The sequence below is a fragment of the Chitinibacter sp. ZOR0017 genome (assembly GCF_000799095.1).
Lineage (GTDB): Bacteria > Pseudomonadota > Gammaproteobacteria > Burkholderiales > Chitinibacteraceae > Chitinibacter > Chitinibacter tainanensis.
Genome location: NZ_JTLG01000018.1, coordinates 33825 through 59767, shown reverse-complemented (window position 1 = coordinate 59767; position 25943 = coordinate 33825). Strand labels below are relative to the sequence as shown.

Annotated in this window: 26 protein-coding genes; 20 read left to right on the top strand and 6 right to left on the bottom strand. The window is 59.1% G+C overall.

Features of this window, described 5'->3' with window-relative positions:
- Window positions 1-80: 80 nt before the first annotated feature.
- Window positions 81-1751 (top strand): AraC family transcriptional regulator, encoded by a 1671-nt coding sequence (locus L991_RS06625; RefSeq protein ID WP_047393559.1) that lies wholly within the window; start codon window positions 81-83, stop codon window positions 1749-1751.
- Between the two features lie 69 nt (window positions 1752-1820).
- Here the strand turns inward: L991_RS06625 and L991_RS06620 are convergent, their stop codons facing one another.
- The gene (locus L991_RS06620; protein WP_047393558.1) at window positions 1821-2666 is read right to left on the bottom strand and encodes a PhzF family phenazine biosynthesis protein; all 846 of its coding nucleotides are present in this window, start codon (window positions 2664-2666) and stop codon (window positions 1821-1823) included.
- Between the two features lie 194 nt (window positions 2667-2860).
- Here L991_RS06620 and pcnB point away from each other — a divergent pair, with 194 nt between their 5' ends.
- From pcnB to panC, 5 genes are all read left to right on the top strand, one after another.
- Window positions 2861-4210, top strand: a complete 1350-nt coding sequence (pcnB, locus tag L991_RS06615; RefSeq protein ID WP_028449804.1) for a polynucleotide adenylyltransferase PcnB — start codon at window positions 2861-2863, stop codon at window positions 4208-4210.
- Between the two features lie 5 nt (window positions 4211-4215).
- Window positions 4216-4701: a 2-amino-4-hydroxy-6-hydroxymethyldihydropteridine diphosphokinase gene (folK, locus tag L991_RS06610; RefSeq protein ID WP_047393556.1), complete on the top strand. Its 486-nt coding sequence runs from the start codon at window positions 4216-4218 to the stop codon at window positions 4699-4701.
- 138 nt (window positions 4702-4839) lie between these two features.
- Entirely contained in the window at window positions 4840-5631 is a 792-nt protein-coding gene (gene panB, locus L991_RS06605; RefSeq protein ID WP_028449806.1) for a 3-methyl-2-oxobutanoate hydroxymethyltransferase, read from the top strand.
- A 33-nt stretch (window positions 5632-5664) separates the two neighbouring features.
- Complete coding sequence (locus L991_RS06600; RefSeq protein ID WP_047393554.1) at window positions 5665-6276, top strand: transglutaminase family protein; 612 nt, start codon at window positions 5665-5667, stop codon at window positions 6274-6276.
- On the top strand, window positions 6273-7115 hold the full coding sequence (gene panC, locus L991_RS06595) for a pantoate--beta-alanine ligase (RefSeq protein WP_047393553.1): 843 nt from the start codon (window positions 6273-6275) through the stop codon (window positions 7113-7115). The genes L991_RS06600 and panC overlap by 4 nt, the downstream gene beginning before the upstream one ends.
- A gap of 196 nt (window positions 7116-7311) precedes the next feature.
- Here panC and L991_RS06590 read toward each other — a convergent pair whose 3' ends face one another.
- A complete protein-coding gene (locus L991_RS06590; protein ID WP_156129012.1) occupies window positions 7312-7968 on the bottom strand; it encodes a hypothetical protein in 657 nt (218 codons plus the stop codon).
- Between the two features lie 150 nt (window positions 7969-8118).
- Here L991_RS06590 and dinB point away from each other — a divergent pair, with 150 nt between their 5' ends.
- The gene (dinB, locus tag L991_RS06585; RefSeq protein ID WP_047393583.1) at window positions 8119-9183 is read left to right on the top strand and encodes a DNA polymerase IV; all 1065 of its coding nucleotides are present in this window, start codon (window positions 8119-8121) and stop codon (window positions 9181-9183) included.
- A 108-nt stretch (window positions 9184-9291) separates the two neighbouring features.
- Complete coding sequence (locus L991_RS06580) at window positions 9292-10932, top strand: methyl-accepting chemotaxis protein (protein WP_047393551.1); 1641 nt, start codon at window positions 9292-9294, stop codon at window positions 10930-10932.
- A gap of 2 nt (window positions 10933-10934) precedes the next feature.
- Here the strand turns inward: L991_RS06580 and L991_RS16465 are convergent, their stop codons facing one another.
- The 3 genes from L991_RS16465 to L991_RS06565 form a co-directional block, all read right to left on the bottom strand.
- Window positions 10935-11555, bottom strand: a complete 621-nt coding sequence (locus L991_RS16465; RefSeq protein ID WP_052190683.1) for a phosphatase PAP2 family protein — start codon at window positions 11553-11555, stop codon at window positions 10935-10937.
- A 104-nt stretch (window positions 11556-11659) separates the two neighbouring features.
- On the bottom strand, window positions 11660-12367 hold the full coding sequence (locus L991_RS06570) for an SAM-dependent methyltransferase (RefSeq protein WP_047393549.1): 708 nt from the start codon (window positions 12365-12367) through the stop codon (window positions 11660-11662).
- Between the two features lie 75 nt (window positions 12368-12442).
- Window positions 12443-13042: a Maf family nucleotide pyrophosphatase gene (locus L991_RS06565; protein WP_047393547.1), complete on the bottom strand. Its 600-nt coding sequence runs from the start codon at window positions 13040-13042 to the stop codon at window positions 12443-12445.
- A gap of 93 nt (window positions 13043-13135) precedes the next feature.
- Here L991_RS06565 and L991_RS06560 point away from each other — a divergent pair, with 93 nt between their 5' ends.
- The 9 genes from L991_RS06560 to L991_RS06525 all read left to right on the top strand — a co-directional run bounded on the left by L991_RS06560 (window position 13136) and on the right by L991_RS06525 (window position 22458).
- Window positions 13136-13630: a DUF177 domain-containing protein gene (locus L991_RS06560; RefSeq protein ID WP_028449813.1), complete on the top strand. Its 495-nt coding sequence runs from the start codon at window positions 13136-13138 to the stop codon at window positions 13628-13630.
- 25 nt (window positions 13631-13655) lie between these two features.
- Window positions 13656-13835, top strand: coding sequence for a 50S ribosomal protein L32 (rpmF, locus tag L991_RS16915; protein WP_081986560.1), 180 nt, complete (start codon window positions 13656-13658; stop codon window positions 13833-13835).
- Between the two features lie 226 nt (window positions 13836-14061).
- Entirely contained in the window at window positions 14062-15108 is a 1047-nt protein-coding gene (gene plsX / locus L991_RS06555; RefSeq protein ID WP_028449814.1) for a phosphate acyltransferase PlsX, read from the top strand.
- A 15-nt stretch (window positions 15109-15123) separates the two neighbouring features.
- Complete coding sequence (locus tag L991_RS06550; RefSeq protein ID WP_028449815.1) at window positions 15124-16083, top strand: beta-ketoacyl-ACP synthase III; 960 nt, start codon at window positions 15124-15126, stop codon at window positions 16081-16083.
- Window positions 16084-16170: 87 nt separating this feature from the next.
- Window positions 16171-17097 (top strand): ACP S-malonyltransferase, encoded by a 927-nt coding sequence (gene fabD / locus L991_RS06545; protein WP_047393545.1) that lies wholly within the window; start codon window positions 16171-16173, stop codon window positions 17095-17097.
- A 72-nt stretch (window positions 17098-17169) separates the two neighbouring features.
- Complete coding sequence (gene fabG / locus L991_RS06540) at window positions 17170-17913, top strand: 3-oxoacyl-ACP reductase FabG (RefSeq protein ID WP_047393543.1); 744 nt, start codon at window positions 17170-17172, stop codon at window positions 17911-17913.
- A 198-nt stretch (window positions 17914-18111) separates the two neighbouring features.
- On the top strand, window positions 18112-18351 hold the full coding sequence (acpP, locus tag L991_RS06535; protein ID WP_028449818.1) for an acyl carrier protein: 240 nt from the start codon (window positions 18112-18114) through the stop codon (window positions 18349-18351).
- 152 nt (window positions 18352-18503) lie between these two features.
- Window positions 18504-19745, top strand: coding sequence for a beta-ketoacyl-ACP synthase II (gene fabF, locus L991_RS06530; RefSeq protein ID WP_047393541.1), 1242 nt, complete (start codon window positions 18504-18506; stop codon window positions 19743-19745).
- A gap of 247 nt (window positions 19746-19992) precedes the next feature.
- On the top strand, window positions 19993-22458 hold the full coding sequence (locus tag L991_RS06525) for a DUF1631 family protein (protein WP_047393540.1): 2466 nt from the start codon (window positions 19993-19995) through the stop codon (window positions 22456-22458).
- A 69-nt stretch (window positions 22459-22527) separates the two neighbouring features.
- Here the strand turns inward: L991_RS06525 and L991_RS06520 are convergent, their stop codons facing one another.
- A complete protein-coding gene (locus tag L991_RS06520) occupies window positions 22528-23070 on the bottom strand; it encodes a lipocalin family protein (RefSeq protein WP_047393539.1) in 543 nt (180 codons plus the stop codon).
- Between the two features lie 150 nt (window positions 23071-23220).
- Here L991_RS06520 and L991_RS06515 point away from each other — a divergent pair, with 150 nt between their 5' ends.
- The 3 genes from L991_RS06515 (at window position 23221) to L991_RS06505 (ending at window position 25704) form a co-directional block, all read left to right on the top strand.
- Entirely contained in the window at window positions 23221-24537 is a 1317-nt protein-coding gene (locus tag L991_RS06515) for an aminodeoxychorismate synthase component I (protein ID WP_047393537.1), read from the top strand.
- A gap of 4 nt (window positions 24538-24541) precedes the next feature.
- Window positions 24542-25360, top strand: coding sequence for an aminodeoxychorismate lyase (gene pabC / locus L991_RS06510; RefSeq protein ID WP_047393536.1), 819 nt, complete (start codon window positions 24542-24544; stop codon window positions 25358-25360).
- 83 nt (window positions 25361-25443) lie between these two features.
- Complete coding sequence (locus L991_RS06505) at window positions 25444-25704, top strand: hypothetical protein (protein WP_047393534.1); 261 nt, start codon at window positions 25444-25446, stop codon at window positions 25702-25704.
- Window positions 25705-25943 lie beyond the last annotated feature (239 nt).

Genomic DNA, 25943 nt, shown 5'->3' with positions numbered 1-25943 from the left:
TTTGAGCGGCGCAGTTTAAGGATCATCAGTAAATGCTGATATGATAATGGCGCTCACTTTTATGACATTCGGGCAGCTTTATGAGCCAGATCACAACTTTTCCGCGCGGGCTGCACACCCCCGAGTTGCGCCATTTGCAGCCGCTGTATCCGCTGCTGGCCAGCCGGCCCGAGGTATTGCAGGCGCTGGAAAGTCGCTTTGGTCTGCGCCGGGTCGAGGCCAGCTGTAGCGATACACTGCCCGGCGAGCTGGCTTTGCAATTGCATGAATATCTGCACGCAGCAGGCGCGCCACACATCCTGGTGCAGGTGGCGGCGGCGCTGGATCTGGGGGCGGGCAATGGGCTGCTGTATTTTTTGCGCAGCGCCAATACCGTCGCGCAGGCGGTTAATACCCTTGTGCAGCTGGGGCCGTTGTCGTTTCCGGATGGCAGCCTGACGCTGATCCTGACCGAAACCCAATTCACCCTGCAGCTGCGCCCGCTGCTGCATGCCGAGCGCTTGGGGATGCTGCTGCGCTATGAGGCAATCTGTGTCTGGCTGGCGCGTTTGCTGGAGCACTTGCTGGCTGAGCCGCAGCCACCGCTGGCGGCCGCGTTGATGACGCAGGCGGTGCAGCCGGCTGAGCTCGCCCCGCATCTGCCGCACAACCTGAGCTGGCAAGCGCCTGCGTTTGCCCTCAGCTGGCCGATTGCGCTGTGGCAGCGCCCGCTGCCCAATGCCAGCGCCAGCCTCTGGGCCGCCTTGCAGCCGCATTTTCTGGTCGGGCTACAAGCTCAGCAGGCGGCCGACACTTTGGCTCAGCGTACTTGCCGCTACTTGCTCCCGGGCGAACGTTTGCGTTTGGCCGAACAAGAAACCGTGGCCAAAGTGCTGGGCCTGAGCGTGGCGCAATTCCGGCGGCAACTGGCCGCGGAGCAAACCTCGTTTAGCCGGCTGGTGCTGGAATTAAAACGCCGTGCCGCCGTGCAGTATCTGGTGGGCGAGCAGCGGCTGGAAGACATTGCCTGTGCCCTAGGCTTTGCCGAGCGCAGCGCCTTTGAGCGTGCCTTTGTCGGTTGGTATGGCTGTACGGCCGCGCAATTTCGGCGCGCGGCGCAGCAGGGCGAGCGGGCGGCAGGCTTTATGGCCGTGGTGCCAGCGTGGCAGCGGCAGTGCTTAGCCGCGAAGCCGCTGAGCGCGGCGCGTGTGCAGGCCTTGGCGCGGGTCAATCCCAAGCTGGCCTGCTTGCTGCTGGCGGAGCTGAATCAAGCCGAAAACGGCGCGCTGGGCCTGCGCCCGCTGGCCGAGGTGGTGACACTGCTACCGGCCAATAGTATTTGTGATGTGGCGTATGCCTCGCTAGCCAATGCAAATGAATGGCTGGTGGGTAATACCCCTGATTTGCTAAGTGCTGCGCTGTTTTTGCGCGCGGTGGCGGCGAGCCTGGCGGTGCCGGCGGCTGAGCAGGAAGGCATTGAGTGGGCGGCGCAGGCTTGCCTGCTGGCTAGCACCAGTTTGGCCGGCGATTTGGCGCAACACAGCCGGGGTGCGCTGGTGCTGCTGGCGCAATGGGGCATGCCCGCGCCGGTGGTGCGCCGGCTGGGGCTATGGAGCCGCAGTGAAGGGGCGGGCTATGCCGAGCTCAGCGCCGCGCTGGCCTGGCTGCAAGCCCGCACGCCGCCAGCCGCCGCAGATTCGCGCTGGCCAGCCTTGTGGGCAGCGGTGTGTGGGCAGCTGCAGCAAGCGCAGCAAAGCCTTAGCGAGCATTAGCCTACCGTGGTGGTTTGGCCGGCGGCGCATTGCAAATTCGGTGCCGCGTGCCAGCATGGCCGCCGCGGTTTAATCCGGCAGCTGGAATTCCCCGTAGCCAATGCTTCTAACCTTACCCCCTACCCGTATCTCGCCCTGCGCATTGATGTGTAAGCTCAAGCGGGCAATACGGTCGATGCCGTGCCCTTGCTCCATGGCGAGCTTGAGGGGCAGTGCGGCGTTTTCGGCCAGTAGCCAGCCGCCCAAATTGGCGCAGGCCGAACCGGTGCCAAAATCTTCGGCGGCCTGGCCATGCTGGCTCCAGAAATAGCGCGCAATAATCCGCGTGGGGTCGGCCGGGTCGGTCGCCCACACCAGCGCACCCGAACGCCCTTCCTGATTGCAGGCCACGGCTTCAAATTGCGCCAGATTCAGCTGGCAAGCCGCCACGGCGGCCGGGCTGGCGAGTGGCACAATCAATTGCTCGCTGCCGGTGTTTACAAAACGTGGCGTGCCGGCGATCGCGCGGGCTTCGAGCGACAGCGCGGCGGCAATCTCCTCGGCGCTGGGGCCGGCACAATATTGCGGGGCATTGGCCTGCAAGGTCAGCAAATCGCCCTCGCGCGCCACCGGGATCACCCCGGCACGGGTTTCCAGCGTGAGCAGCGGTCGCCCGGCGCCCAGCACAAAGGCCGTGCCTAAAGTCGGGTGGCCGGCAAAGGGCATTTCGTAGCTGGGCGTGAAAATCCGCACACTGGCATCGGCCACCTGGCTCGGGCCAGTGAAGGTAATCTCGGACAGATTCATCTGCTGGCCCAGGCGCGCCATGGTGCGCTCATCCAGAGGCTGTTCTGGCTGAAATACCGCGAGCGGATTACCGCTCCACAGCTCGTCGGTCACAAAGACATTCACTACTTGATAGCGCAGTTGCGGCATGGCGGGCTCCGATGGGTGGATTGCCATCATACGGGGTCTGGGTGGGCTTGCTAAGCACAGTCGGCGCCTTTGCCAGACGATACAGTCGGGGCCGCGGCGCACAGCGGGCCACCTTTAATCCCGAAAATGACACGCAGGCCACTGGGCACTTGTATAATGCACGGTTTCGCATCGTTTTCGCTAAATAGACCGCCATGATTCGTAAACTGATTGGCAAGGTGCTACGCCGTCCGGGTAAACGCATTTTGCATGCCAAACACTATGGCATTCGCCGTGAACAGCTCCATTCCGGGGCGCTGAAAGTCTGCGACAAGCTGCAGGATGCGGGTTATGAAGCCTATATCGTCGGCGGCGCGGTGCGTGATTTGCTGCTGGGCAAATCGCCCAAAGATTTTGATGTGGCCACCAGCGCCACACCCGAGCAGGTGCGGCATCTGTTTCACCGCTCGCGCATTATTGGCCGGCGCTTTCGCATCGTGCACGTGCCGTTTTACGATCGCGGTGGCGAAGAAATCATCGAGGTGACCACCTTCCGCGGTAGCGCCGATTCGCCCACCGATGCCACTGGCCGCATTATTCGCGACAATGTGTATGGCACATTGGAAGAAGACGCTTCCCGTCGCGATTTCACCGTCAATGCGCTGTATTACGACCCCAATAGCGATGAAATCATCGATTTCCACCACGGGGTGGAAGACCTGGAAAAACAGCAGCTGGTGATGATTGGCGACCCGGTCAAGCGCTATCACGAAGACCCGGTGCGCATGCTGCGCGCCACGCGTTTGGCCGCGAAGCTGGGCTTACAGATTGCGGCGGACACCGCCAAGCCGATTAAAGAACACGCCCAATTGCTGGAAAACATTCCGCCGGCGCGGCTGTTTGATGAAATGATGAAGGTCTTGCTCTCGGGCAAGGCCTGGGATTGCCTGCAGGCCATGCGCAATTACGGCCTGCATCGGCCGCTCTTTCCGCTGCTCGATAAATTGATGAGCCAAAAGGAAACCACGGCCTTTCTGAAACAGGCGCTGCTTAATACCGATCAGCGCTTGGCCGAAGACAAACCGGTGTCGGCAGGCTTTTTGTTTGCCACCTTGCTCTGGCATGAAGTTGAAGCCGGCTGGCAAAAGAAAGTCGCCGCAGGCGAGCACAAAGTACCAGCGCTGGTTGAGGCCATGAACGATGTCGAAGCCAAAGTCACCAAACGCTTGTCGATTCCAAACCGCTATAGCGCGGCCATGAAAGAAATCTGGCTGTTGCAGCCACGCTTTGAGCAGCGCAGCGGGCAAAAGCCTTTCCGTATGCTGGAGCAACCGCGCTTTCGGGCGGCCTATGATTTCCTGCTTTTGCGCGCTGAATGCGGGCTGGTAGAAAAAGAGCTGGCCGACTGGTGGACGCAATTCCAAGTTTGCGACGACGGTACCCGCGAAGTGCTGGTGACCGAAGCGGTGGCCAGCGGTAAAGGCGGCGAAGTCGAGAAAAAACGCCGGCGCCGCACGCGGCATCGCCGCCCAGATGGCCGCCGTGGCGGCGGGCAGGGCGAGTAAGCCGGATGAGCATTGCCTATATCGCGCTGGGCGCCAATCTGGGCGACCCAGCTGCGCAATTGCGCCAAGCTATGGCCGCGATTGCGCAATTGCCGCACACCCAATTACTGGCCGGCTCCTCGCTGTATGCCAGTGCGCCCGTGGGTTATGCCGATCAGCCTGATTTTATTAATGCCGTTTGCGCAGTGCAGACCGAGCTCGCGCCCGCGGCGCTGCTGGCGGCGTTGTTGCAGATTGAGCAACAGCTAGGCCGCGAGCGCAGCTTTAAAAACGCACCGCGTACGCTGGATTTGGATGTGGTGCTGTATGACGCGCTGCAGCTTGATACCCCTGAGCTACAAATACCCCACCCTCGTATGCATCAGCGCGCCTTTGTTTTATTGCCTTTGCTAGAAATAGCCCCCGAGGTGGAGATTCCCGGTTTGGGGCCGGCGGCCGCCCTGATTGGGCAGGTGATTGATCAGGCACTGTATCGCCTCGATCCGGTCTAAGCCGGGTGGGCGGTTGTCGCCACATTGAATCAGGATCAAGCCCTGACACAAAAAGGGTCGATTTTCCACCCTGACTCCATTACGATCATGCAACGCACCATGAGTGCCCCTTTCAACGAAACGGCTTGATTACCCATCATGAAAACTACCCTTTCGACCCTGCGAAAAATGAAGCTCGATGGCGCCAAAATCGCCATGCTGACCTGCTATGACGCCAGTTTTGCCACCTTGCTGGATGAAGCCGGGGTGGACATCCTCCTGGTTGGGGATTCTTTAGGCAATGTGGTGCAAGGCCATAGCTCAACCCTGCCGGTGAGCATGGATGATATGGTTTACCACACGCAGGCGGTGGTGCGTGGCACCCAGAAAGCCATGGTGCTGGCCGATCTGCCCTTTGGCAGTTATCAGATTTCGCATGCGCAAGCCTACGAAAACGCCGCCCGCCTGATGGCCGCCGGCGCGGAAATGGTGAAGCTGGAAGGCGGCGCCGTGATGGTTGAAACCGTCGATTTCCTGGTGCAGCGCGGAATTCCGGTCTGTGCCCACATCGGCCTGCAGCCGCAATCGGTGCACGTGTATGGCGGCTATAAGGTGCAGGGCAAAACCGAAACCGAAGCCGAAATCCTCAAGCGCGATGCGCTGGCGCTGCAAGCTGCCGGCGCTGCGATGGTGCTGATGGAAATGGTGCCCGCCAGCGTCGCGGCCGAGATTACCGAATCGCTGCACGTGCCGACCATCGGTATTGGTGCGGGCGTGCAGGTGGATGGCCAGGTGCTGGTGCTGCACGATATGCTGGGCGTGTATCCGGGCAAAAAAGCCCGCTTTGTGAAAAACTTCATGACCGGCGTGGGGAGTATTCAAGGCGCGGTAGAAAACTACGTGAAAGCGGTGAAGGCGCTCAGCTTCCCGGCCGAAGAGCATAGTTTCTAATTTAGCCACGCTGCATCTCCAAGCCTGCCGCCCATGCTCAGCCCTGCGCAACTTGCGCCCTATCTGGCCTTTAGCCCGGAGCTGGATGGTGATCATCCAGCCGTGGCAGCGCTAGCGCGCGAGCTAGCTGCCGATCAGCCGCCCGCGCGGCTGCTGATCGAGCGCAGCTTTGTCTGGGTGCGCGATCAAATCAGCCATTGCGTCGATGCTGGCCGCGAAGAAGTGCCAGTCAGCGCCAGCGAAACCTTGCTCCAGGGCACGGGCTTTTGTTATGCCAAAAGCCATTTGCTGGCGGCCTTGCTGCGCGCCAATCAACTTCCTTGTGGCTTGGTTTATCAGCGCCTGACTTGGTCGGGCGAGGCGGCCCCGTTTTGCCTGCATGGGCTCAATGCCGTGTATTTGCCGGAGCTGGGCTGGTATCGGCTGGATGCGCGCGGCAATAGCAAGCCGGGCGTGGACGCCCAATTTAGTCCGCCGCTTGAACAGCTGGCGTATCCAGTGCAATATCCGGGCGAATGTCTGTATCCCGGTGTGTATGCCCAGCCGTGGCCGGAGCTAGTGCGCCAATTGCGCGCCTGTGCTTCGGTTAGCGCCTATCGGGCCGCACCGATTGATTGTTTTCCTCCTGCGAAATCTGACTTATGAAAATCATCCATACCATTGCCGAGCTGCGCGAGTGGCGTAAAACCGTGGGCACCGTGGCCTTTGTGCCGACCATGGGCAATTTGCATGCGGGGCATATGGCGCTGATCCAGGAAGCACGCCGTCAGGCGGCGCATACCGTGGTCAGTATCTTTGTAAATCGCCTGCAATTTGGTCAGGGCGAAGATTTTGAACGCTACCCGCGCACGCTGGAGGCCGATGCCGCGCTGATCACCGTCAACGGCGGGGTGGACGTGATTTTCGCGCCGGATGAAAAAGAGCTGTACCCGAATGTGATTCAGCAATATCAGGTGAACCCGCCAGCGATTGCCGACGAGCTGTGTGGCGCCTTCCGCCCCGGCCATTTCCGTGGCGTGGCCACGGTGGTGAGCAAGCTCTTTAATATTGTTGAGGCCGATGTCGCCTGTTTTGGCAAAAAAGATTACCAGCAGCTGGCGGTGATTCAGGGCATGGTGAATGACCTGAATATGCCGATTCGGATTGTGCCGGTGGATACGGGCCGCGCCGAAGACGGGCTGGCGCTGTCATCGCGCAACGGCTATCTGAATGAAGCCCAGCGCGCCGAAGCGCCGCGGCTGTATTACCACCTCAGCCGGATGAAGCGGGCGATTGAGGCGGGCGAGCGCGATTATTCCAAGCTGGCCATCGAAACTGTGGCCGATCTGCGCGTGCGCGGCTGGCATGAGATTGATTATGTGGAAACCCGCAATGCCATTAGCCTCAAGCCCGCGGCCGCCGGGGATAAACAGCTGGTGATTCTGATCGCCGCTCGGCTCGGGACTACGCGACTGATCGACAATATCGAAGTGCAGCTGGGCTAGGCGGTCGCGCTGAGTCTCTACGCCTTGGTTGGCGCAAGTTGCGCTAATGGCTTCGCGCCGTTGATCGATTGCAACGGAGTCATTCGCAGCCAATCATCTGTCGCTGATTCAGCTGCCGTGGCTTTCCATCAGCCGCGGACAGCATCAAACCAAACAGGCCGCCATGGCGGCCTGTTTTGCTCTGGGGTATCGCTTGCTAAGCCTTGGTTTGGATGGTGTTGGGGCTGGTACTGGCAGGGGTATCGCTACTGGCGCGGGGTAAGCTCACGGTATCGCCGGCTGGAATACCTTCGCTGCGCCAGCGGGCAAATTCATCTTTGATGGTTTGGAAGGTTTGCTCGCTAATCTCGGGTAGCGTACCGCCCAGCGCCTGCTTGGCGGCTGCAAAGCCATCGGCGACAGCGGCTTCGATTTTATCCAGCTGGGCTGGATCATCACCCATCGCAAATTTGGCAAAGCTTAAAATCCGCTCGGCGACTTTGCGCACTCCGAATTCACCATCTTCACCAATCGCCGCTTTGGCTGCATCGATGGTGTCCTGATCTACTTGCAGGCGCTGCTGGCCGCTGGCCACCAGATTCATCTGCAAGCCCTGCTGCTCGACCAGCGGGCGAATCAGATTGAGCATTTCATCCACTTTGCGTGCCGATTCGGTGAGTAGGGTTTCTAAATCGGGCGGCACAATGCGTGGGTTTTTCGGATTGCTGTAGGTGAGCGGCGCGCTGGGGCTTTCGCCGCGGAGGTCGACTTTTTCCTGTGGCGTAGTGGCGGTGGCTACGCGGACATTGACCCGCCCGCGTTCGATCTGGGCGGCACTGGTATTCAAGCTAAGCGGGGATATTGAGGAAGCCATGATCCACTCCGGCAAACAGCAGCACTTGTATTATCAATAGCTTGGACGCACCCGGGGCGGCTGGGTGCCCGCTGGGCTGATCAGCGGCAGCATGGCTTGCCCAATAAGGTGAACGATCGTACACTTTGGTTTTTGGCCGCGGAGGCGGGTGTGCGCAAAATCATTCATATCGACTGCGATTGCTTTTACGCGGCGGTGGAAATGCGCGACCGGCCCGAATTACGCAGCCAGCCGATTGCGATTGGCGGCGCGCCCGAGCAGCGCGGGGTGATCTCCACCTGCAATTATCCTGCCCGCCGCTTTGGTGTGCATTCGGCCATGCCGACCCGTACGGCTTTGCGGTTGTGCCCGCAGCTGGTGCTGCTGCCGCACGATTTTGCCCGCTATAAGGCCGCTTCACAGCAGGTGCAGGCGATTTTTCGTGACTACACCGAGCGCATTGAGCCGCTGTCGCTGGATGAGGCCTATCTTGATGTGACCGGGCTCAGTCATTGTCAGGGCAGCGCCACGTTGATGGCGCAGGAAATCCGCGCGCGGATCGAGGCCGAAGTGGGCATCACCGCTAGCGCCGGGATCGCGCCAAATAAACTCTTGGCCAAAATCGCCAGTGATTGGCGCAAACCCAATGGCCAGTTTGTGATTACCCCCGAGGATGTCGCCGACTTTATGCCCAGCTTGCCGGTGGGCAAGCTCTGGGGCATTGGCAAGGTCACTGCCGCGCGCTTAAGCCAGCTGGGGCTCAATACCTGTGCCGATGTGCAGGCCTGGCCGCAGGCCGAGCTGGTACGGGTGTTGGGGCGGCTGGGTGAGGCGCTGTACTGGCAGGCGCGCGGGCAGGATGAGCGGCCGGTGGCGGTGCGCGAACAGCGCAAATCATTATCGGTGGAGCACACCTACGCGCAGGATTTGCCCGATCTGGCTGCGTGTTTGGCACAAATACCCACCCTGTATGCTGATTTTAGCCAGCGCCAGAGCCGATCACAGGCCGATACCCCCCATAAGGCCTTTGTGAAAATCAAATTTCACGACTTCACCCAAACCACCATGGAATGCATCCAGCCGCAGCCCACGCCGGCGCTGTACGCGCAATTGCTGCAGCAAGCCTGGACACGCGGCGCCAAGCCCGTGCGTTTGCTGGGTTTAGGTGTGCGCTATGCCGAGCGCGAAGTGCCGCAGGGCTATACTCTGCCGCTGTGGCCGGAGCTTTCGAGCTAGTGCCGGCCGCGCGCGGACGAATTTGACACTGCTGTTGCAGTGCACTACCACACTCTGCATGGGGTCTTTCTGACGTACGCCGTCAAACTGCAAGGTGGGAGTGAATTCATGTTGGCTCGACTTAGCCTGCGGCGCTTTCTGGCGCTGATTTTGACCTTGTCGCTGGTGCTGGTGTTGGTGCTCAGCGGCATGGCTTATCGCACATTGCATAGCACGGCGGCGGCCGCTGATCGGATGGGCTTGGGCAAGGATGTGGTCGCCGATATTTTGCCGCCACCGCTGTATGTGGTGGAGGCCATGCTGGTGAGCCATCAGCTGATGCGTGCGCCCGCCGCCGAGCGCGATGCGCTGCTGGCGACCTTGCTGCGGCTAGAGGGCGAATACCAGACCCGCAACCGCTATTGGGCTGAGCAGGAAGGCTTTAATTCCACTTTGCGTAATGCTTTGCTTGGGGCGCCGAAAACGGCGGGAGAGCAATTCTGGCAACTGCAGCACAGCCAGCTTTGGCCTGCCGCCAAAGCCGGTGATGAGGCGGCGATGCTGGCCGCGCTGGATCGGCTGGAAAACATTTACGATCAGCATCGGCGCGGTATTGATGCGGTGGTGAAGCAGGGCAATGAATTTGCTGGCGAAACGGCCAGCCAACTGCGTGCAGCGGTGCAGACTGCCGATCAGGTCTTGCTGGGGCTGGGGCTCGTGGGCTTGCTACTGATGACGGGCTTGCTGTGGTTGCTGTATGGCGAAATGTTGCAGCGTTTGGGTGGCGATCCTTTGCAGGCCAAAGGGTTGGCGCAGCAATTGGCGCAAGGTGAATTACGCCCCGCGCCGCCGGCCTTGCGCGGGCAGGATCAGCATAGTGTGTTAGCTAGCTTGGTCGTGTTGCAACAGCAGCTCACGACGCAAATGCGGCTGTTATTTCGGCTGGCGCAGGGCGTGCGGCAGGCCGCGAGCGAGATGACGCAAGCCGGCGATGGCATTCTGGCGGCTAGCGAGGCGCGCCAGCAGCGCGCCAATACCGTCACCGCCGTAACCGAGCAGCTGAATGATAATTCGCTGCAAGTGGAGCAATTATCGGTGCAAATTCTGCAGCAGGTGGAAGCCACCGCCGGCCAGGCGGCGCAGGGCTTGCAGGCGGTGATGAGCTGCGAAGCCGAAATGCAAAGCATTGCCGGGCAGGCCACGGCGGCCAGCGATAAAGTGGTGCAGCTGGCCGCTGCGGGGCAGCAAATTCATGCCATTACCGGCACGATTAGCGAGATTTCCGAGCAGACTAATTTACTTGCGCTCAATGCCGCGATTGAGGCCGCCCGCGCGGGCGAGCAAGGGCGCGGTTTTGCCGTGGTGGCCGACGAAGTGCGCAAGCTCGCCCAGCGTACTGGCGAAGCTACCCACGAAATCAATTTGATTATTCAGGGGTTGGCCAAGTTGATCGAGGCCAATCAGCAAGCCATGGGCCAGATTATGGCCAGCACTCAAACCGGTTTGGCGCAAATGGCGCAGACCACTGAGCGTATTCAGGCCATTAGCGGCAGCGCCGAGCAGACCAGCGCTTCCACCCGGCAAATTGCCGCCGAAATCGCGGCGCAGCTGGCCAGTGTGGACGAGCAGCGGCAGGCGTTGGAAGGCTTGTTTGCGATACTGGCCGATGGCATGGAGCGGGTAAGCACGATGCGTAGCATCGGGCAGGATCTCAGCAGCCTAGGTGGTGAGCTGCAGCAGGGTATTGAGCGCTATCGCTTTGAACACTAAGCCTACAGCGAGATACCCCGTTCCTGTTGTAGATAAAATTGCCGAAAGCCCAGCACCACCAGGCTGGCAAGCGCCACGCCGGCCACTAGATCCGTGAAGTAGTGCACGCCCAGTACCAATCGGGCCAGGCAGCTGGCCAAAACCCAGGTTGCCGCCAGGCTCCACCACAGCGCTTGTTTGGCGGGGCGATGCCGGCTGGCAATGCTGGCCAGCACGGCGGCCAAGGTGCAGGCGGCCATGGCGTGCCCGCTGGGGAGCGAATAGCCACTGGCCTGCGCCAGTAGCGGCCCCCATTCCGGCCGGGGGCGGGCCAGCCACAGCTTGGCCAGTTGGTTGCTGGCGCCACAGGCCACCAGCGCCGCCAGCAAACCCCACGCCGCTGGCCGATCACGCCAATGGCGGATTAAGCCCAGCGCGGCCGCTGCGCCCAGTGCGGCTACACCCCAGCCACTGCCCAAGGCTTGCAAGCCGCGCGCCGCGCTAATCGTTACGGCGTGACCGCCATAGAGGGCTTGGCCGACGGCCGCATCCAGCCATGCCAGTTGCGGGTAAAAAGCAATCAAGGCCAGAAATAGCAGCGCGCAAGCGCTGGCTGGGATGAGCGGAAAAGGGTGTTTGGGCATGATGATTCTCCTGAGCGCGCCAGCTTAATGGCTGCGGCTCAGCTTGGCGCGGACATATTCACATCCGCGCCGCGGCAGGCGATGCTGCCGCAGCTACAGCTTGCTTAGGCCTGAAGAATAAACACCGTTGGCCGCTTATTCAGTTGCGGCTCGGGGCGTTTTTTCCAGCTGGCGATATCCAGCGTGAGGATCTCCTGGCTGGGCAAGGTGAGATCGCAGGCCACGGTGAGCCGGGTGCCGGGCTTGAGGGTGTCGCGCAGTGCGCTAAAGAGCGCCGGGTTGCGGTAGGGCGTTTCGATAAAGAGCTCGGCCTGGCCTTCTTTGGCGGAAATGGTTTCCAGCTGGCGGATGGTTTGCAGGCGCTGGCCGGCATCGGCCGGCAAATAGCCGTTGAAGCGAAATTTCTGCCCATTGGCGCCCGAGCCCATTAGCGCCAGCAGCAAGGACGATGGCCCGACCAGTGGCATCACGCGTACACCGCGTTGATGCGCCAATTGCACCAGGCGCGCGCCCGGGTCGGCCACGCCGGGGCAGCCCGCTTCGGAGAGTAGACCCACATCGTGGCCATCGAGCAGCGGTTGCAGCAGGGCGCTGACTTCCTGTGGCTTGGTGTGCTCCGAGAGCTCGGCCATGCTCAGGCTGCGTAATTCATGCGGGGTGCCAAATAGCTTCAGATGCGCGCGGGTGGTTTTGGCGTTTTCCACCACAAAATGCGTCAGCGTACGGGCGATGTGGATTACCTCGGGCGGCAGAATGTGCTCAAGGGTGTCGCCGCCCAGCGGTACAGGAATTAAATAAAGGGTGCCGGCCATGATGGTTTCGCTTGGCTAAAGGGTATTGCCCTGTGGGTATTGATTCATATTGCTTGCAGAGCAATACCCTGGGGGTTAAAGAAGGGCGAACTGCTCGGCGTTCAGCATGCTCACCAGCTCGATCAGCGGCAGGCCGATGATGGCAGCCGGATCGCGGCCTTCGATGCTGGCAATCATCACCACGCCCAGGCCTTCGGTTTTGGCGCTGCCGGCGCAGTTGTACGGCTGTTCGCGCTGTAAATAACTTTCAATCTGCGCGTCGGTATAATTGCGCATGGTGACGCGAGTGATGTCGACCACGCTCTGGGTTTGGCCTGTGGCGGTGTTATGCAGGGCCAAGGCCGTATGAAAATCAATGCTTTGCCCGCGCATGGCTTGCAATTGCGCCACGGCCCGCGCGTGCGTGCCGGGCTTGCCCAGTTGCTCGCCATTCAGTAGCGCCACTTGGTCAGAGCCGATAATCAGGCTGGCGGGAAAGCTTGCGGCCAGGGCTTGCGCTTTGGCAATGGCCAGCCGCTCGCTGGTTTGGGCGGCGGTTTCGCCGGGCAGCGGGGTTTCATCCACTTCGGGCGCGGCCACCTCAAAGGGCACGCCCAAACGGCTGAGTAACTCCTTGCGGTAGACCGAGGTCGAGGCCAGAACCAGCCGGGGCGCAGGATGGGCTTGTTTTTGCATAAGAAATGTTCACCTTTTGCGGTCGACGCGCAATTGACACGGGTAGGTGCGCATTATATCATGCGCGGTTTCCGGTTCTACGCGGCAGCCAAGATGACTGTGATTCATAGCGCGGAATTTGCGCAAGAAGCTAAAGAACTCAAGGGTTCGATACCACTTGCCCAGCTTTCCCGCCTTCACGATCAGCTGGCCGATACGTCAGGTGAAGTGCACTGGCATATCGAAGGCGGCGTGGATCGATTGCAACGCTTGTGGCTTTATTTGGAAGTAACAGGTGATTTGCAGTTGGTCTGCCAACGCTGTCTGACCGGGGTGCCGTGGCCGCTGCATAGCGAGACCGTACTGACTCAGTTTACCAGCGAGGCGGACATCGACGAGGCGGAAGCCATCGATGAAGACCTGGAAGGTATGCTGATTGATCCAGCGCTGGATATTGAGGCGTTGGTCGAAGACGAAATCTTGCTGGCCTTGCCGATTGCGCCCACGCATACGCAATGCAGTGACAAAGACGCGCTGGCCAAATTGGCGAGCGATAAACCGAATCCGTTTGCAGTCCTGGCTCAGTTGAAAACCAGGAAAGCGGAATGACAACTGAGTATTAAGGAGTATTAACATGGCCGTTCAACAGAATAAAAAATCACCTTCTAAACGTGGTATGCACCGCGCTCACGACTTCCTGTCAGCTCCAGCTGTATCTGTTGATCCAGCAACTGGCGAAGTTCATCGCCCACACCACATTTCTCCAAACGGCTTCTACAAAGGCCGTCGCGTAATCAAGGCTAAAGGCGAGTAATTCGCGGCTTTGATTGCCTCTCTAAGCTTTGCTTAGCCTAGCGGCGCAAGTGAGACCTCTCGCTTGCGCCGTTCGTCGTTTTACAAGCACAAGCGAGTACACTGGTGCGCCCATGTCATGATGAGGCAGCCAGTCCAGCCTGAGTTTTTCCCTGCGGAAAGCCTCGGCGCTGGTTTTTCTTGGTATTTTCCGGTCGGGCGTAGCGTCAGGCTGGGTGGGATTTCAGATGGACATTACCGTTGCAGTAGATGCCATGGGTGGCGATCACGGAACGCATGTTACCGTGCCGGCCGCCTTGCGTTTTTTGCGCGATAACCCCGATGTGAATATCGTGTTGGTGGGCCTGCCGGATGCGCTGGCCGCCGAGCTGACCGCGCACAAGGTCGAAGTGGGGCCGCGCCTGCGCATTCATCCGGCATCCGAAGTCGTGGCGATGGATGAATCGCCGCAGCTAGCCATGAAAAACAAAAAAGACTCGTCGATGCGCGTGGCGATCAATCTGGTGAAATCGGGTGAGGCCAATGCGTGCGTGTCCGCTGGCAATACCGGCGCCTTGATGGCCACGGCGCGCTTTGTGCTCAAGACTATTCCGGGGATTGATCGTCCGGCGATTGCCAGCCTGATGCCGACCATGAAAGGCAGTGAAACGCTGATGCTGGATCTGGGCGCGAATGTCGATTCGTCGCCAGAGCAGCTGACGCAGTTTGCGATCATGGGCTCAGCCATGTATGGCGCGATCAAGCAAAGCGCTAGCCCAACGGTAGGCCTCTTGAATGTTGGCTCGGAAGACATCAAGGGCAATGAAGTGGTGAAGGCCGCCACCGAGCTATTGCGACAAACCCGGTTGAATTTTGCCGGTTATGTTGAAGGCAATGACATCTACAAGGGCACCGTGGATGTAGTGGCCTGTGATGGCTTTACCGGCAATATCACGCTCAAGGCTTCTGAAGGCGTGGCGCAAATGTTCAGTACCTATCTGAAAGCCGAATTTAGCCGCAGCTGGCTCAGCAAGCTGATGGCCATGGTGGCCATGCCGGTATTGAAAGGATTTAAACGCAAGCTCGATCCGCGTCGCTATAACGGCGCGTCCTTTCTGGGTTTGCGCGGCATCGTGGTGAAAAGCCACGGCGGTGCCGATTCAGTGGCATTTTACTGGGCGCTGGCTCAGGCCGTTGAGGAAGCCCGCGCCGGTCTGATTCAGCGTATTACCGATCAGGTGCAGCAAGAGCTGCAGCACCTTCAAGCCGCAGATGCGGCTGTTCCGAACGCATAAAGCCAAGGGGGCGTTGTGATTTATTCCCGCATAGCCGGCACGGGCTCGTACCTGCCAGAACGCATCCTCACCAACCACGAGCTGGCGCAGTCGGTGGACACCAGCGATGAGTGGATTGTGAGCCGGACCGGGATTTCGGCCCGCCATATCGCAGCGGATGATCAGTTAACTTCCGATCTGGCTCTGATCGCCGTGGAGCGGGCCATCGAAAGCGCTGGCATCGCACGGGAAGACATCGATCTGCTGATCGTAGCCACCACCACGCCGGATAATATTTTCCCATCGACGGCATGTCTGTTGCAGGACAAACTCGGTCTGCACGGCTTTCCGGCCTTTGATGTGCAGGCGGTCTGCGCGGGGTTTGCCTATGCCCTGACCACGGCCAATGCCATGATCAAAAGCGGCGCGGCTAAATGCGCGGTGGTAGTGGGGGCCGAAAAGCTCTCTAATCTGATCAACTGGCAAGATCGCGCTACCTGCATTTTGTTTGGCGATGGCGCGGGCGCGGTGGTGCTCACGGCGTCTGCTGAGCCCGGCATTCTGGCGACCAAGCTGCACGCTGATGGCCGATATAACGGCATCCTGAAAACCGCGGCGCGCCCGAAACAAGGCGTGCTCGATGGTGAGCCGTGGATCTATATGGAAGGCAATGCCGTCTTCAAATTTGCCGTGCGGGCGCTGGCCGATGTGGCCGAGGCTACGCTGGCTGAGGCGGGCTTGCAAAAGAGCGATATCGATTGGCTGGTGCCGCACCAAGCCAATGTGCGCATTATCGAATCCACTGCCAAGCATCTGGGCATGAGCATGGACAATGTGATTGTTACGCTGGCTCAGCAAGGCAATACCTCGGCGGCTTCGATTCCGCTGGCACTGGATCATGGTATCCGCACTGGCAAAATCCAGCGCGGCCAAACCCTCTTAATGGAAGGGATTGGCGGCGGGTTTGCCTGGGGCGCTATTCTGGCCAAGTACTAAATCCAACGGCGCCATCAGCGCCGTTTTTATTGGGTTTCAAACAATTGTTTTAGGGTGGGTTAGCCCGCCACAACCAAGGAGTGAGCGATGTCATTGGCTTTTGTTTTTCCGGGTCAGGGTTCGCAAGCTGTCGGCATGATGGCCGGCTGGGCAGAAATGCCGATTGTGAAAGCCACATTTGATGAAGCTTCCAGCGTGCTGGGGCAAGATTTGTGGGCCATGGTGAGCGACGGCCCGGCCGAAGCGCTGAACGCTACTGTGAATACCCAACCGGTGATGCTGGCCGCGGGTGTGGCCGTATGGCGTGCCTATCAGGCCCGTGGTGGCGCACAGCCCGCCGTCCTGGCCGGGCATAGCTTGGGCGAATACAGCGCGCTGGTGGCAGCTGAAGTCCTGAGTTTTGGTGACGCGCTGGAACTGGTGCGCCTGCGGGCCGAAGCCATGCAAGAAGCCGTGCCAGCGGGTACCGGCGCGATGGCGGCGATTTTGAATCTGGCCGACGCTGACATCATCGCCGCATGTGCGGAAAGCGCGCAGGGTGAAGTGGTGCAGGCGGTGAATTTCAACTCACCTGGCCAAGTGGTGATTGCCGGGCATAAAGCGGCAGTTGAGCGCGCCTGCGAGGCGTGTAAAGCCCGCGGTGCTAAACGTGCGCTGCTGTTGCCGGTATCGGTGCCTTCGCATTGTGATCTGATGCGCCCGGCCGCCGCGAAGCTGGCAGCAAAATTGGCCACCATCGAGTTGCAAGCGCCGGTGATTCCGGTGTTGCACAACGCGGATGTGGCGAGCTACAGCAATCCGGAGCAGATTCGTGATGCGCTGGTGCGTCAGCTGTATCAGCCGGTGCGCTGGGTCGAAACGGTGCAGAAAATGGTCGCCGACGGCGTTGATCTGGTGGCAGAATGCGGCCCGGGTAAAGTACTGGTGGGCCTGAATAAACGGATCGCTCCAGAGCTTAACTCGGTAGCCTTGGTGGATGGTGTTGCGCTGGATGCTTTGCTGAGCGCTGAATAATACTTAGGGTATTGCTCTGCATGGATTGAAATAATTGGTCTGTAGAGTAATACCCCCAATAGGGAGTTAAAGATGAGTTTGCAAGGTAAAGTGGCGCTGGTGACAGGTGCCTCACGCGGGATCGGCCAAGCCATTGCGCTGGAACTGGCTCGGATGGGCGCAATTGTGGTGGGTACGGCCACCAGCGATAGTGGCGCAGAAGCCATCAGCGCCTACCTGAAAGAAGCCGGCGCGACCGGCGCGGGTAAACGCCTGAATGTGACCGAAGAGGGCGCCTGTGACGCCATCGTGGCCGACATCGAAAAAGAATTCGGGGCGATTGCGATCTTGGTCAATAACGCCGGGATCACCCGTGATAACCTCCTGATGCGCATGAAAGACGAAGAGTGGGATGCCATCATGGATACCAATCTGAAGCCGGTGTACAAATTATCCAAAGCCGTGATGCGCAATATGATGAAGGCGCGCTGGGGCCGGATTATCAATATCGCTTCAGTCGTTGGTGCAACCGGGAATGCTGGGCAAACCAACTATTCCGCCGCCAAAGCCGCGCTGTTTGGCTTTACTAAGTCGTTGGCTAAAGAAATCGGTAGCCGTGGTGTGACGGTGAATGCGGTGGCGCCAGGCTTTATCGACACCGACATGACCCGTGGTCTGCCGGACGAGCAAAAAGCGCATCTGATTGCCAATATTGCGCTGGGCCGCTTGGGCGACGCGCAAGACATCGCCGATGCCGTGGGCTTCCTGGCCTCGGACAAGGCAGCGTACATCACCGGCAACACCATTCACGTAAATGGTGGGATGTTTATGAATTAATCGGTTAGAATCGCCTCCGTTTGCGGTTTAAGCCGATGAAGTGCAACTAAAATAACCGCAACTGCGGTAGCACGTTTGCCGGAAAACAGGTAAATTTGCGACTTATTGCACCTTGTAACTGTTTGCAGCGCCAAATTTTTGGTAGAATGCGAACGCATTTTTCTGAATTAAGCTAATTAAGGCTTGGGAACTAAATCCATGGAAAACATCGAACAGCGCGTGAAGAAGATTGTTGCTGAGCAACTGGGCGTGCCTGAAACTGACGTTAAGATTGATTCTTCATTCGTAAACGACCTCGGCGCCGACTCACTCGACACCGTTGAACTCGTTATGGCCCTCGAAGAAGAGTTCGAGTGCGAGATCCCTGACGAGGACGCTGAGAAAATCACTACTGTTCAACAAGCCGTTGACTACGTTAACGCCCACCTGAACAAGTAATCTCGGTGATTCCAGACCTCCGCTATGGTTAGCCGTAGCGGGGGTTTTATTTTATCTGGCGCAGAAACAGCTGTTTGAACCAGCCTTGGCTGGCGCGATCAGCATTCTGTGTTAGCCGGCAAGCCCGGCAAACCTAAGCGGAGTACCCCCACGTGTCTAAACGCAGAGTAGTTGTTACCGGTTTGGGTCAAGTGTCCCCCGTCGGCAATGATGTTGCTACGGGTTGGGCCAACCTGCTGGCCGGCAAATCCGGCATCGGCATGATCACTCGTTTTGATGCGAGCGATCTGGCGTGTCAGATCGCTGGTGAAGTGAAAGATTTCGATATTGGTCAGTACATCAGCCCGAAAGATGCACGTCGCATGGACGTGTTTATTCATTACGGTATCGCCGCTGCCTTGCAGGCCGTGGCCGACGCGGGCTTGGATGACGTGGCCAATCTGGACAAAACCCGGGTCGGTGTCAATATCGGTTCCGGCATTGGTGGTCTGCCCCTGATTGAAAACACAGGCGTGGACGTTGTGCACGGCGGCCCGCGTAAAATTGGCCCGTTCTTCATTCCCGGCTCGCTGGTGAATCTGATTGCCGGCCACGTATCGATCATCAAAGGCTATCAAGGCCCGAGCTACGGTATCGTTTCGGCGTGTACCACCGGCGCGCATTGTATCGGTGATTCAATGCGGATGATCCAGTACGGTGATGCTGACGTGATGGTGGCCGGTGGTGCGGAAGGCGCGATCTCTAAGCTGGGGATCGGTGGTTTCGCCGCCATGAAAGCGCTGTCAACGCGCAACGATGATCCGGCAACGGCATCACGTCCATGGGATAAAGGCCGCGATGGTTTCGTGATGGGCGAGGGCGCTGGCGTATTGGTGCTGGAAGAATACGAGCACGCGAAAAAACGTGGCGCGAAAATTTATGCCGAGCTGGTTGGCTTTGGCATGAGCTCGGATGCGCACCACATTACCGCACCGAATGCGGATGGCCCGGCGCGCGGCGTACAAAACGCCCTGCGTGATGCTGGCCTGAACGCCACCGATGTGGATTATGTGAATGCACACGGCACTTCAACGCCACTGGGTGACGCGAACGAAACCAATGCGCTGAAGATTGCGCTGGGTGATCACGCCAAAAACGTGGTGGTGAACTCAACCAAATCCATGACTGGCCACTTGTTGGGCGGGGCAGGCGGGGTTGAGGCCTTGTATTCGATCCTGGCCTTGCATCACCAGGTATCGCCACCTACCATCAATATTTTCGAGCAAGACCTCGAAGCCGGTTGCGATCTGGACTATTGCGCCAATACCGCCCGCGAGATGAAGATTGATGTCGCCATCTCGAATAGCTTTGGTTTTGGTGGTACCAACGGTACGCTGGTGTTCCGCAAAATCTGATTCCCGCATCAGCTTGGTATCATTGCCAATAAGCCGCTCATTTTGAGCGGCTTTTTTATTGCCCTGCCGTTCAGCCTATGGTCGAATACCATTGGTCGGTTAGTGCGTGCAATACATGCAAGTTGCAATCTGGATTCCTTACAATCTTGGCGCACTCAAAAAATGACAAGAAAATCAGTGAAACGGGCTACAACACAAAATACGGGGCTGCCCCATCCTCGTTTCGCTGCGCAAAAAATGGATAGGTATGGATAGGAATGAACTCTTAACCGCTACGCGCGCGGCTTTTTTACGCGCCTACGGTTTACTCTTGCCCGATATGCTGACGCAGACGGCCGATGCGCTGTTTATCAAAGCGGATCGCGCCACCAGTTTGAGCGAGCAGCGCAAAATGCTCGACGCCCGCGCCGCAGTGATGACGCGTGAGGTGGGATGGAAAACCGAGCTGGCCGATGGGCTGGAGCAATTGCTGAACCGCAGTTTTCAAACAGCCTACAGCACTTTCCGACCATCCTTCAGCGCTTCGTTTGCCAGCGCCAGTTTGTCGCTGGTGGATGCGGGCGAATTTGATGGCGAGCTCAAAATCGATGAACTCACCACCCGCCTGCGCAACGCGGCCGAAGAGCAGCTGCGTGATCTGAATATCCGCATGGCCATCCTGTTTGGGCAGGATGACATCAATGAGCGCGAAAATCCGTTCCGTCCCTATCTATTATCCCGCTCGCTCACTCGCGCGCTGGAGCAATTACACATTGAGCCCGAATTACAAGAGCCGCTGTGCGATACCATCGCCGAGCAGCTGCTAAAGCATGTGGCAGAACTTTACGCCGGGCTCAATGAGCTGCTGGCGGCGCATGGTATTGCCGCACAGCTGCAACTCAAAGTGCGCCAGCTACCCGATCCGCAGCAGATGCGGCATATGACGAATGCCGATCTACAGGCTGATGCCGCCCCACGGCTTGATCACGGCACTGAGGTCGACACCAGCCAAGCCAATGGCTTTGCCAGTGGGCCTGTTTCGCAAATGGATGGCAGCTATTTGCCACCCAACGAATCGGCGCCGGTGCAAACCGGGGCTTGGGCCAGTGCCCGGCTGGAGCAATGGTCGGACATGATGCGCCAGCATGCCCTGTATCCGCATGAAGAGCCGGCCTATTCACCCGGGCAAGATCTGGCGGCGCAAGCTGGCCGGGTGGTGGCGGGCTGGTTGGGCTCGGTGCGACAAATCGGTAGTTCGATTCGGCAGTTGCTGGCAGGGAATATGCCAATGCAGCAAGGCCGGCAGGTAGTCAGTGCTACGCTGGATTCGGCAATTAGCCAGCTGCGGCATGGACAAGCCGAAGAGGCGCCGCTGGATGCGCAGGGTCAGGTGCGCAATCTGATTCTGGAACAACGCACTGAGCTCACCGAAGCCACTCAAGACATCAATGAGCAGATGATTATTGATGTGGTAGGGATGCTGTTTGAGTTTATTTTGCGCGATAGCCAAGTGCCGGCCGAAATCCGCGCCCAGCTGGGGCGCTTGCAATGGCTGGTGCTGAAAACGGCGCTGCAAGACCCGGCGCTGTTTTCGCAAAAACACCACCCGGCCCGCTTGCTCGTTAATCGCATTGGCTCGATTGCTCAGGGCTTGCAGCAGCTCGACCCCAAGGCCGAGCGGATTACCGGCGAAATTCGCCGCATTATCGAAGCGCTGTTGGGCAATGATGATGAAAGCGTTGAGCTATTTGCGCGCATGCTGGATGAGCTGGATCTATTCATCGCCCGCGAATTGCGTGCGCTGGACGATGCCGCCCAACGCGCCAGTCAGGCCATTGAAAACGCCGAAAGCCGCACCCTGCGCTACGCCCGTATCACCGCGCAAACTGCGCAAGCGCTGGCACCCTTTACCCTTGATGCGCTATTGCAGGATTTTCTGATCAATCTGTGGCCGTATGCGATCGAGCATGCGGAGCGCACCGATGAAGTGCAAGCATTGCGCTTTCGGATTTTTGTGCCGGAATTACTCTGGAGCATCGCGCCGAAAATCGAGCGCGAAGACCGGCAGCAACTGCTGGGCATGATTCCACGGCTGATCGGCGTTTTGAGTGAAGGCTTAAAACTCACCCCGTGGTCGACCGCGCAGCAACAAAGCTTTAAAAGCTATCTGATCGATGCCCATCGCGCCGCGATTGCCGGCACTTTAAGCACCGCGCTGGAAGTGCCCTCGATGGCGCAGTTGCGCGCGCAGATGGCCGACTACATCAGCGAGCAGGCAAAAGACCCGCAAGATGCTGCGCCGAGCCAAGAGCTGGAACAGGTGAATCCGGTCTTGCTCGATCAGGCCATTGCCGAGCTGAAAGCTGAAATCGGCTTTATGGATCAGGCGGCCGAGGCCGCGCTGGCCTCGGTAGTGCAGGGCACTATTGCGGCCAATGAGCCGGAAGAGCTGAGCAACGAAGCGCTGTTTGCCCGCCTGCGGGATGGGGTGCCGCTGGAAATCAATCTAACCGGGCAACTGCGCCCCGCCCAGCTGTGCTGGATGAGCCCGAACGAAACCCGCTTGCTATTGCGCTTGGGCGATGATGCGCCGCCATCGATTCTGGGCGTGAATGTGTTTAAGCGTCTGCTCAAAACGGGCCGGGCCCGCTGGCTGGAGCAAGCGCCGCTGTTCGAGCGCGCGATGGAATCACTACTCAATACCGCTGATGCACTCGATCGGCAGGCCGCCTAAGGCGGCCAGCTAGGGCGATCGACTCGCTGGGTGAGCAATACCTGGGTTATGTATTGCTCACTGATCCTCTTATTTTGTGCTTTCGGTGGCTATACCTTTGGTTTGTGGGGTGTAGCTTAATTCGCGTAAATCATAGCCTTGGCTCACCGCGATCTGTTGCGCAGCTTGCAGATCAGCTTCGCTCAGTTGCGGGGTGCGCGCTAAGATCCACAAGTATTTACGCGATGGCTGGCCCACCACCGCCCAGCGATAATCATTCGCCAAGCCAATCACCCAATAGTCGGCCTTAAATGGCCAGAAGAAACTCACCTCCAGCTGGGCATTTTGGCTACCGGGCACTACGGTGGCGCGGCCGGTGGCATCGATTTCGCTGCCGTCTTCTTTGCGACAACGATTGACCACCTTGATCGAGCCATCGGGGTTTAAGCTGTAATTGGCCGTGGTGTTGCTCACACATTGGCGCTGAAAAAACATCGGCAGTTTGGCAATTTCATACCACTGGCCTGCGTAGCGCTCGAGTGCCAATTGCGGCACGCTGCGCACCGGCGCTGGCTCGGCGGCCCAGAGGCTTGGGGCGAGCAGGCAGGCGAAAAGGGCGAATCTGAGTGGCATCGGGCGCTCCAGAGTTAGCACAGATGATGGGAGTGTGGTGGCGAGCGGGCGCTTTCGCAAGCCCCTGCGCATGTCTTGGGCGCAGGTTACGCTGTTGCCACGCGGAAGATCCGTATCGTCCGCGCGCCGCTTTGCCATTACAATGCGCGCATGCACGCTGTTTACACTTCCCCTCTTGATCAGGTGCCCGATTTGCAGGCGCTGGTGGCCAGCCACCCGCAGGCGTTTCCGGCTATTTTGCAATCAGCCCGCACCCAGGGCTGGGATATTCTGCCGGCTTTACCGCAAAGCCAGCGGCTGTATGCCGCCGATGAAGGCGCGCAGCTGGTGGCCGACTTGGCGGCCTTGCCCACCGCCCCCGTGGAGCAAAGCCCATGGCCGTTTCATGGTGGCTGGTTGCTCTACGCCGGCTATGAATTATTGGAAACCTTCGAGCCAACCGTGCCCACGCGTGAGTACGCCAGCGCCGGCGAGGCTTTTGCCGCCACGCCATTGGGCGCTTTGCTGCGTTGCCCGGCGGCGGTGCTGATCGAGCGGGAAACTCAGCGCGCTACGCTGATCGCCGAAACACCTGCGCAATTAGCGCAGTTGCAAGCCTTGCTTGTCAGCGCTCAGGCTTGGCAAACCCAGCCTTTACAGATTGCCGCGATTAGCGAAGACGCGCCCGAGGCGTTTGTCCGCGGTGCCGAGCGGGCCAAGCAATATATCTATGACGGCGATGTGTTCCAGGTGAACCTCTCGCGCGGCTGGGATGTTACGCTGGCCGCCGGCGAGCCGCTGGATGTGTTTGCGCATTTGCGTGTGGCCAATCCGGCACCATTTTCGGCGTATTTGAATTTAGGTACGACGCAGATTGTCAGCAGCTCGCCCGAGCGGCTGGTAAGTGTGCGCGACGGCGTGGTGCAAACGCGACCCATTGCCGGCACCTTTGCCCGCTCGCCCGATCCGCAGGAAGATGCGCGGCTGAAAGAGAAACTCCTCAATACCCCCAAAGAGCGTGCCGAGCACATTATGCTGGTGGATCTGGAGCGCAATGATCTGGGGCGGATCGCCGTACCTGGCAGCGTGAAAGTCGATGAGCTGATGGCGGTTGAGACGTATGCCTTTGTACACCATATCGAATCTAATATCCGGGCCTATACCCGGGCGGGTATAACTGCGGCAGATGTTTTGCGCGCGCTATTCCCCGGCGGCACGATTACAGGCTGCCCCAAAGTGCGCTGCATGCAGATTATTCGCGAGCTGGAAGATCGGCCACGGCTGGGTTACACCGGCTCGCTCGGCTATATCAATCGCGATGGCAGTATGGATTTGAATATCCTGATTCGTACCTTTATCCAGCGCGGCCAGCAATTATATTTCCGCTGTGGCGCCGGCATTGTGGCGGATTCCGATCCGCAGCGCGAATTACTGGAAACCCGCCACAAAGCCCGCGGGTTATTACGCGCCCTCGGCGTTGAAGGATAAAACCATGCTGCGGCGTTTGCTCAATGGTCAGCCAGCCGAGCACATTCATCTGGCCGATCGCGGCCTGCAATATGGCGACGGCGTTTTTCGCACTATTAAAGTCATAGCAGGCCAACCCTGCTGGTGGGCCGAGCAGATGGCCAAGCTGGCGGCCGATGCGGGTTGCCTTGGAATTGCATGCCCGCCCGCGTCTTTGCTGCGCGCAGAGTTGCTGCAATTACTGGCCGAGGGCCCGCAAGATGCAACCGCGAAAATTATCCTCACCCGGGGCGAGAGCGCTCGTGGCTATGCCGCGCCCGCGGATTTAACCCCGAACCGCATTGTCCAGCTCGGCCCTTTGCCGACTTACCCAGCTGAATACGCGCAGGTCGGTGTGGCGGTGCGCAGTTGCACCACTCGCGCCAGCTGGCAGCCAGCCTTGGCTGGCATCAAACACCTGAATCGACTTGAGAGTGTGCTGGCCCGCCGCGAATGGCAGGACCCGGCCATTTACGAAGGCTTGCTTTTTGATCGTGATGACTTGCTGATCGAAGGGGTGATGAGCAATGTGTGGGTGCTACTGGATGGCGTGCTGTGTACCCCGCGCTTAGATAGCGCCGGGGTTGCCGGCGTGGCGCGGGCGCAAAGCTGGCGCGCTGCAACCGAGCTGGGCTGGCCGGTGAGTGAGCGCCCGATTTCGCGCGCCGAGCTGGCCGGCCTGCAAGGGCTGTGGCTGTGTAATTCGCTATCGGGTTTATTGCCGGTGGCAAGCTGGGATGGCGAGCTTTTGCCGCGGCCAGCGCTCACCGCTGAGTGGCAGGCGGCTCTGTCGCGTTTGCCCTAAGCCCAGCCCGGCGCAGGGCGGGGCGAAGCGCCTGCCAAATTCGCGTATTATTTAATCCTAATTTTTAGCCGGAGTTGCCCCGCATGTTGCTGCGTCGTCTGTGTCTGTCTTTGCTGTGCCTGAGCGCGTTCGCGCAGGCCAATTCGACTTCACAATATTATCAGGCCGATCCAGCCAAGCTGGCGGCGCTCGAAGCGCAACGCTGCGCCAAGCTCGCGAAGGAAGATGAGCTGATTACCCGGCGTTTAACCGGTAAAGCCAATAACAAATCCTACGATATTCAGAAGATGCAGCAGCGCCAGCAGGTGGTGCGGGCCGATTTTGCGAAATATTGCCAAAAATAAGCGCTCAGTTTCGCCGGGTGTGAGCACGCTCACTGCGGGTGATCGGCTGTTTTTACCCATTTTTGCCTAAAAAATAAGCAAAAAATCGCTGTTTTGCGCAGGCGAAAGATCTTTTTTCCGCGCTCGTACATTTTTTTACCGAAAAAAAGCTCCCTGACAGCCCTGTCAAGGAGCTACCGTTTGTCGGTCTTGCAAGCGTAAATGCGCCGGCTTGGCAAGTCGTAAAATGCTTACATAAT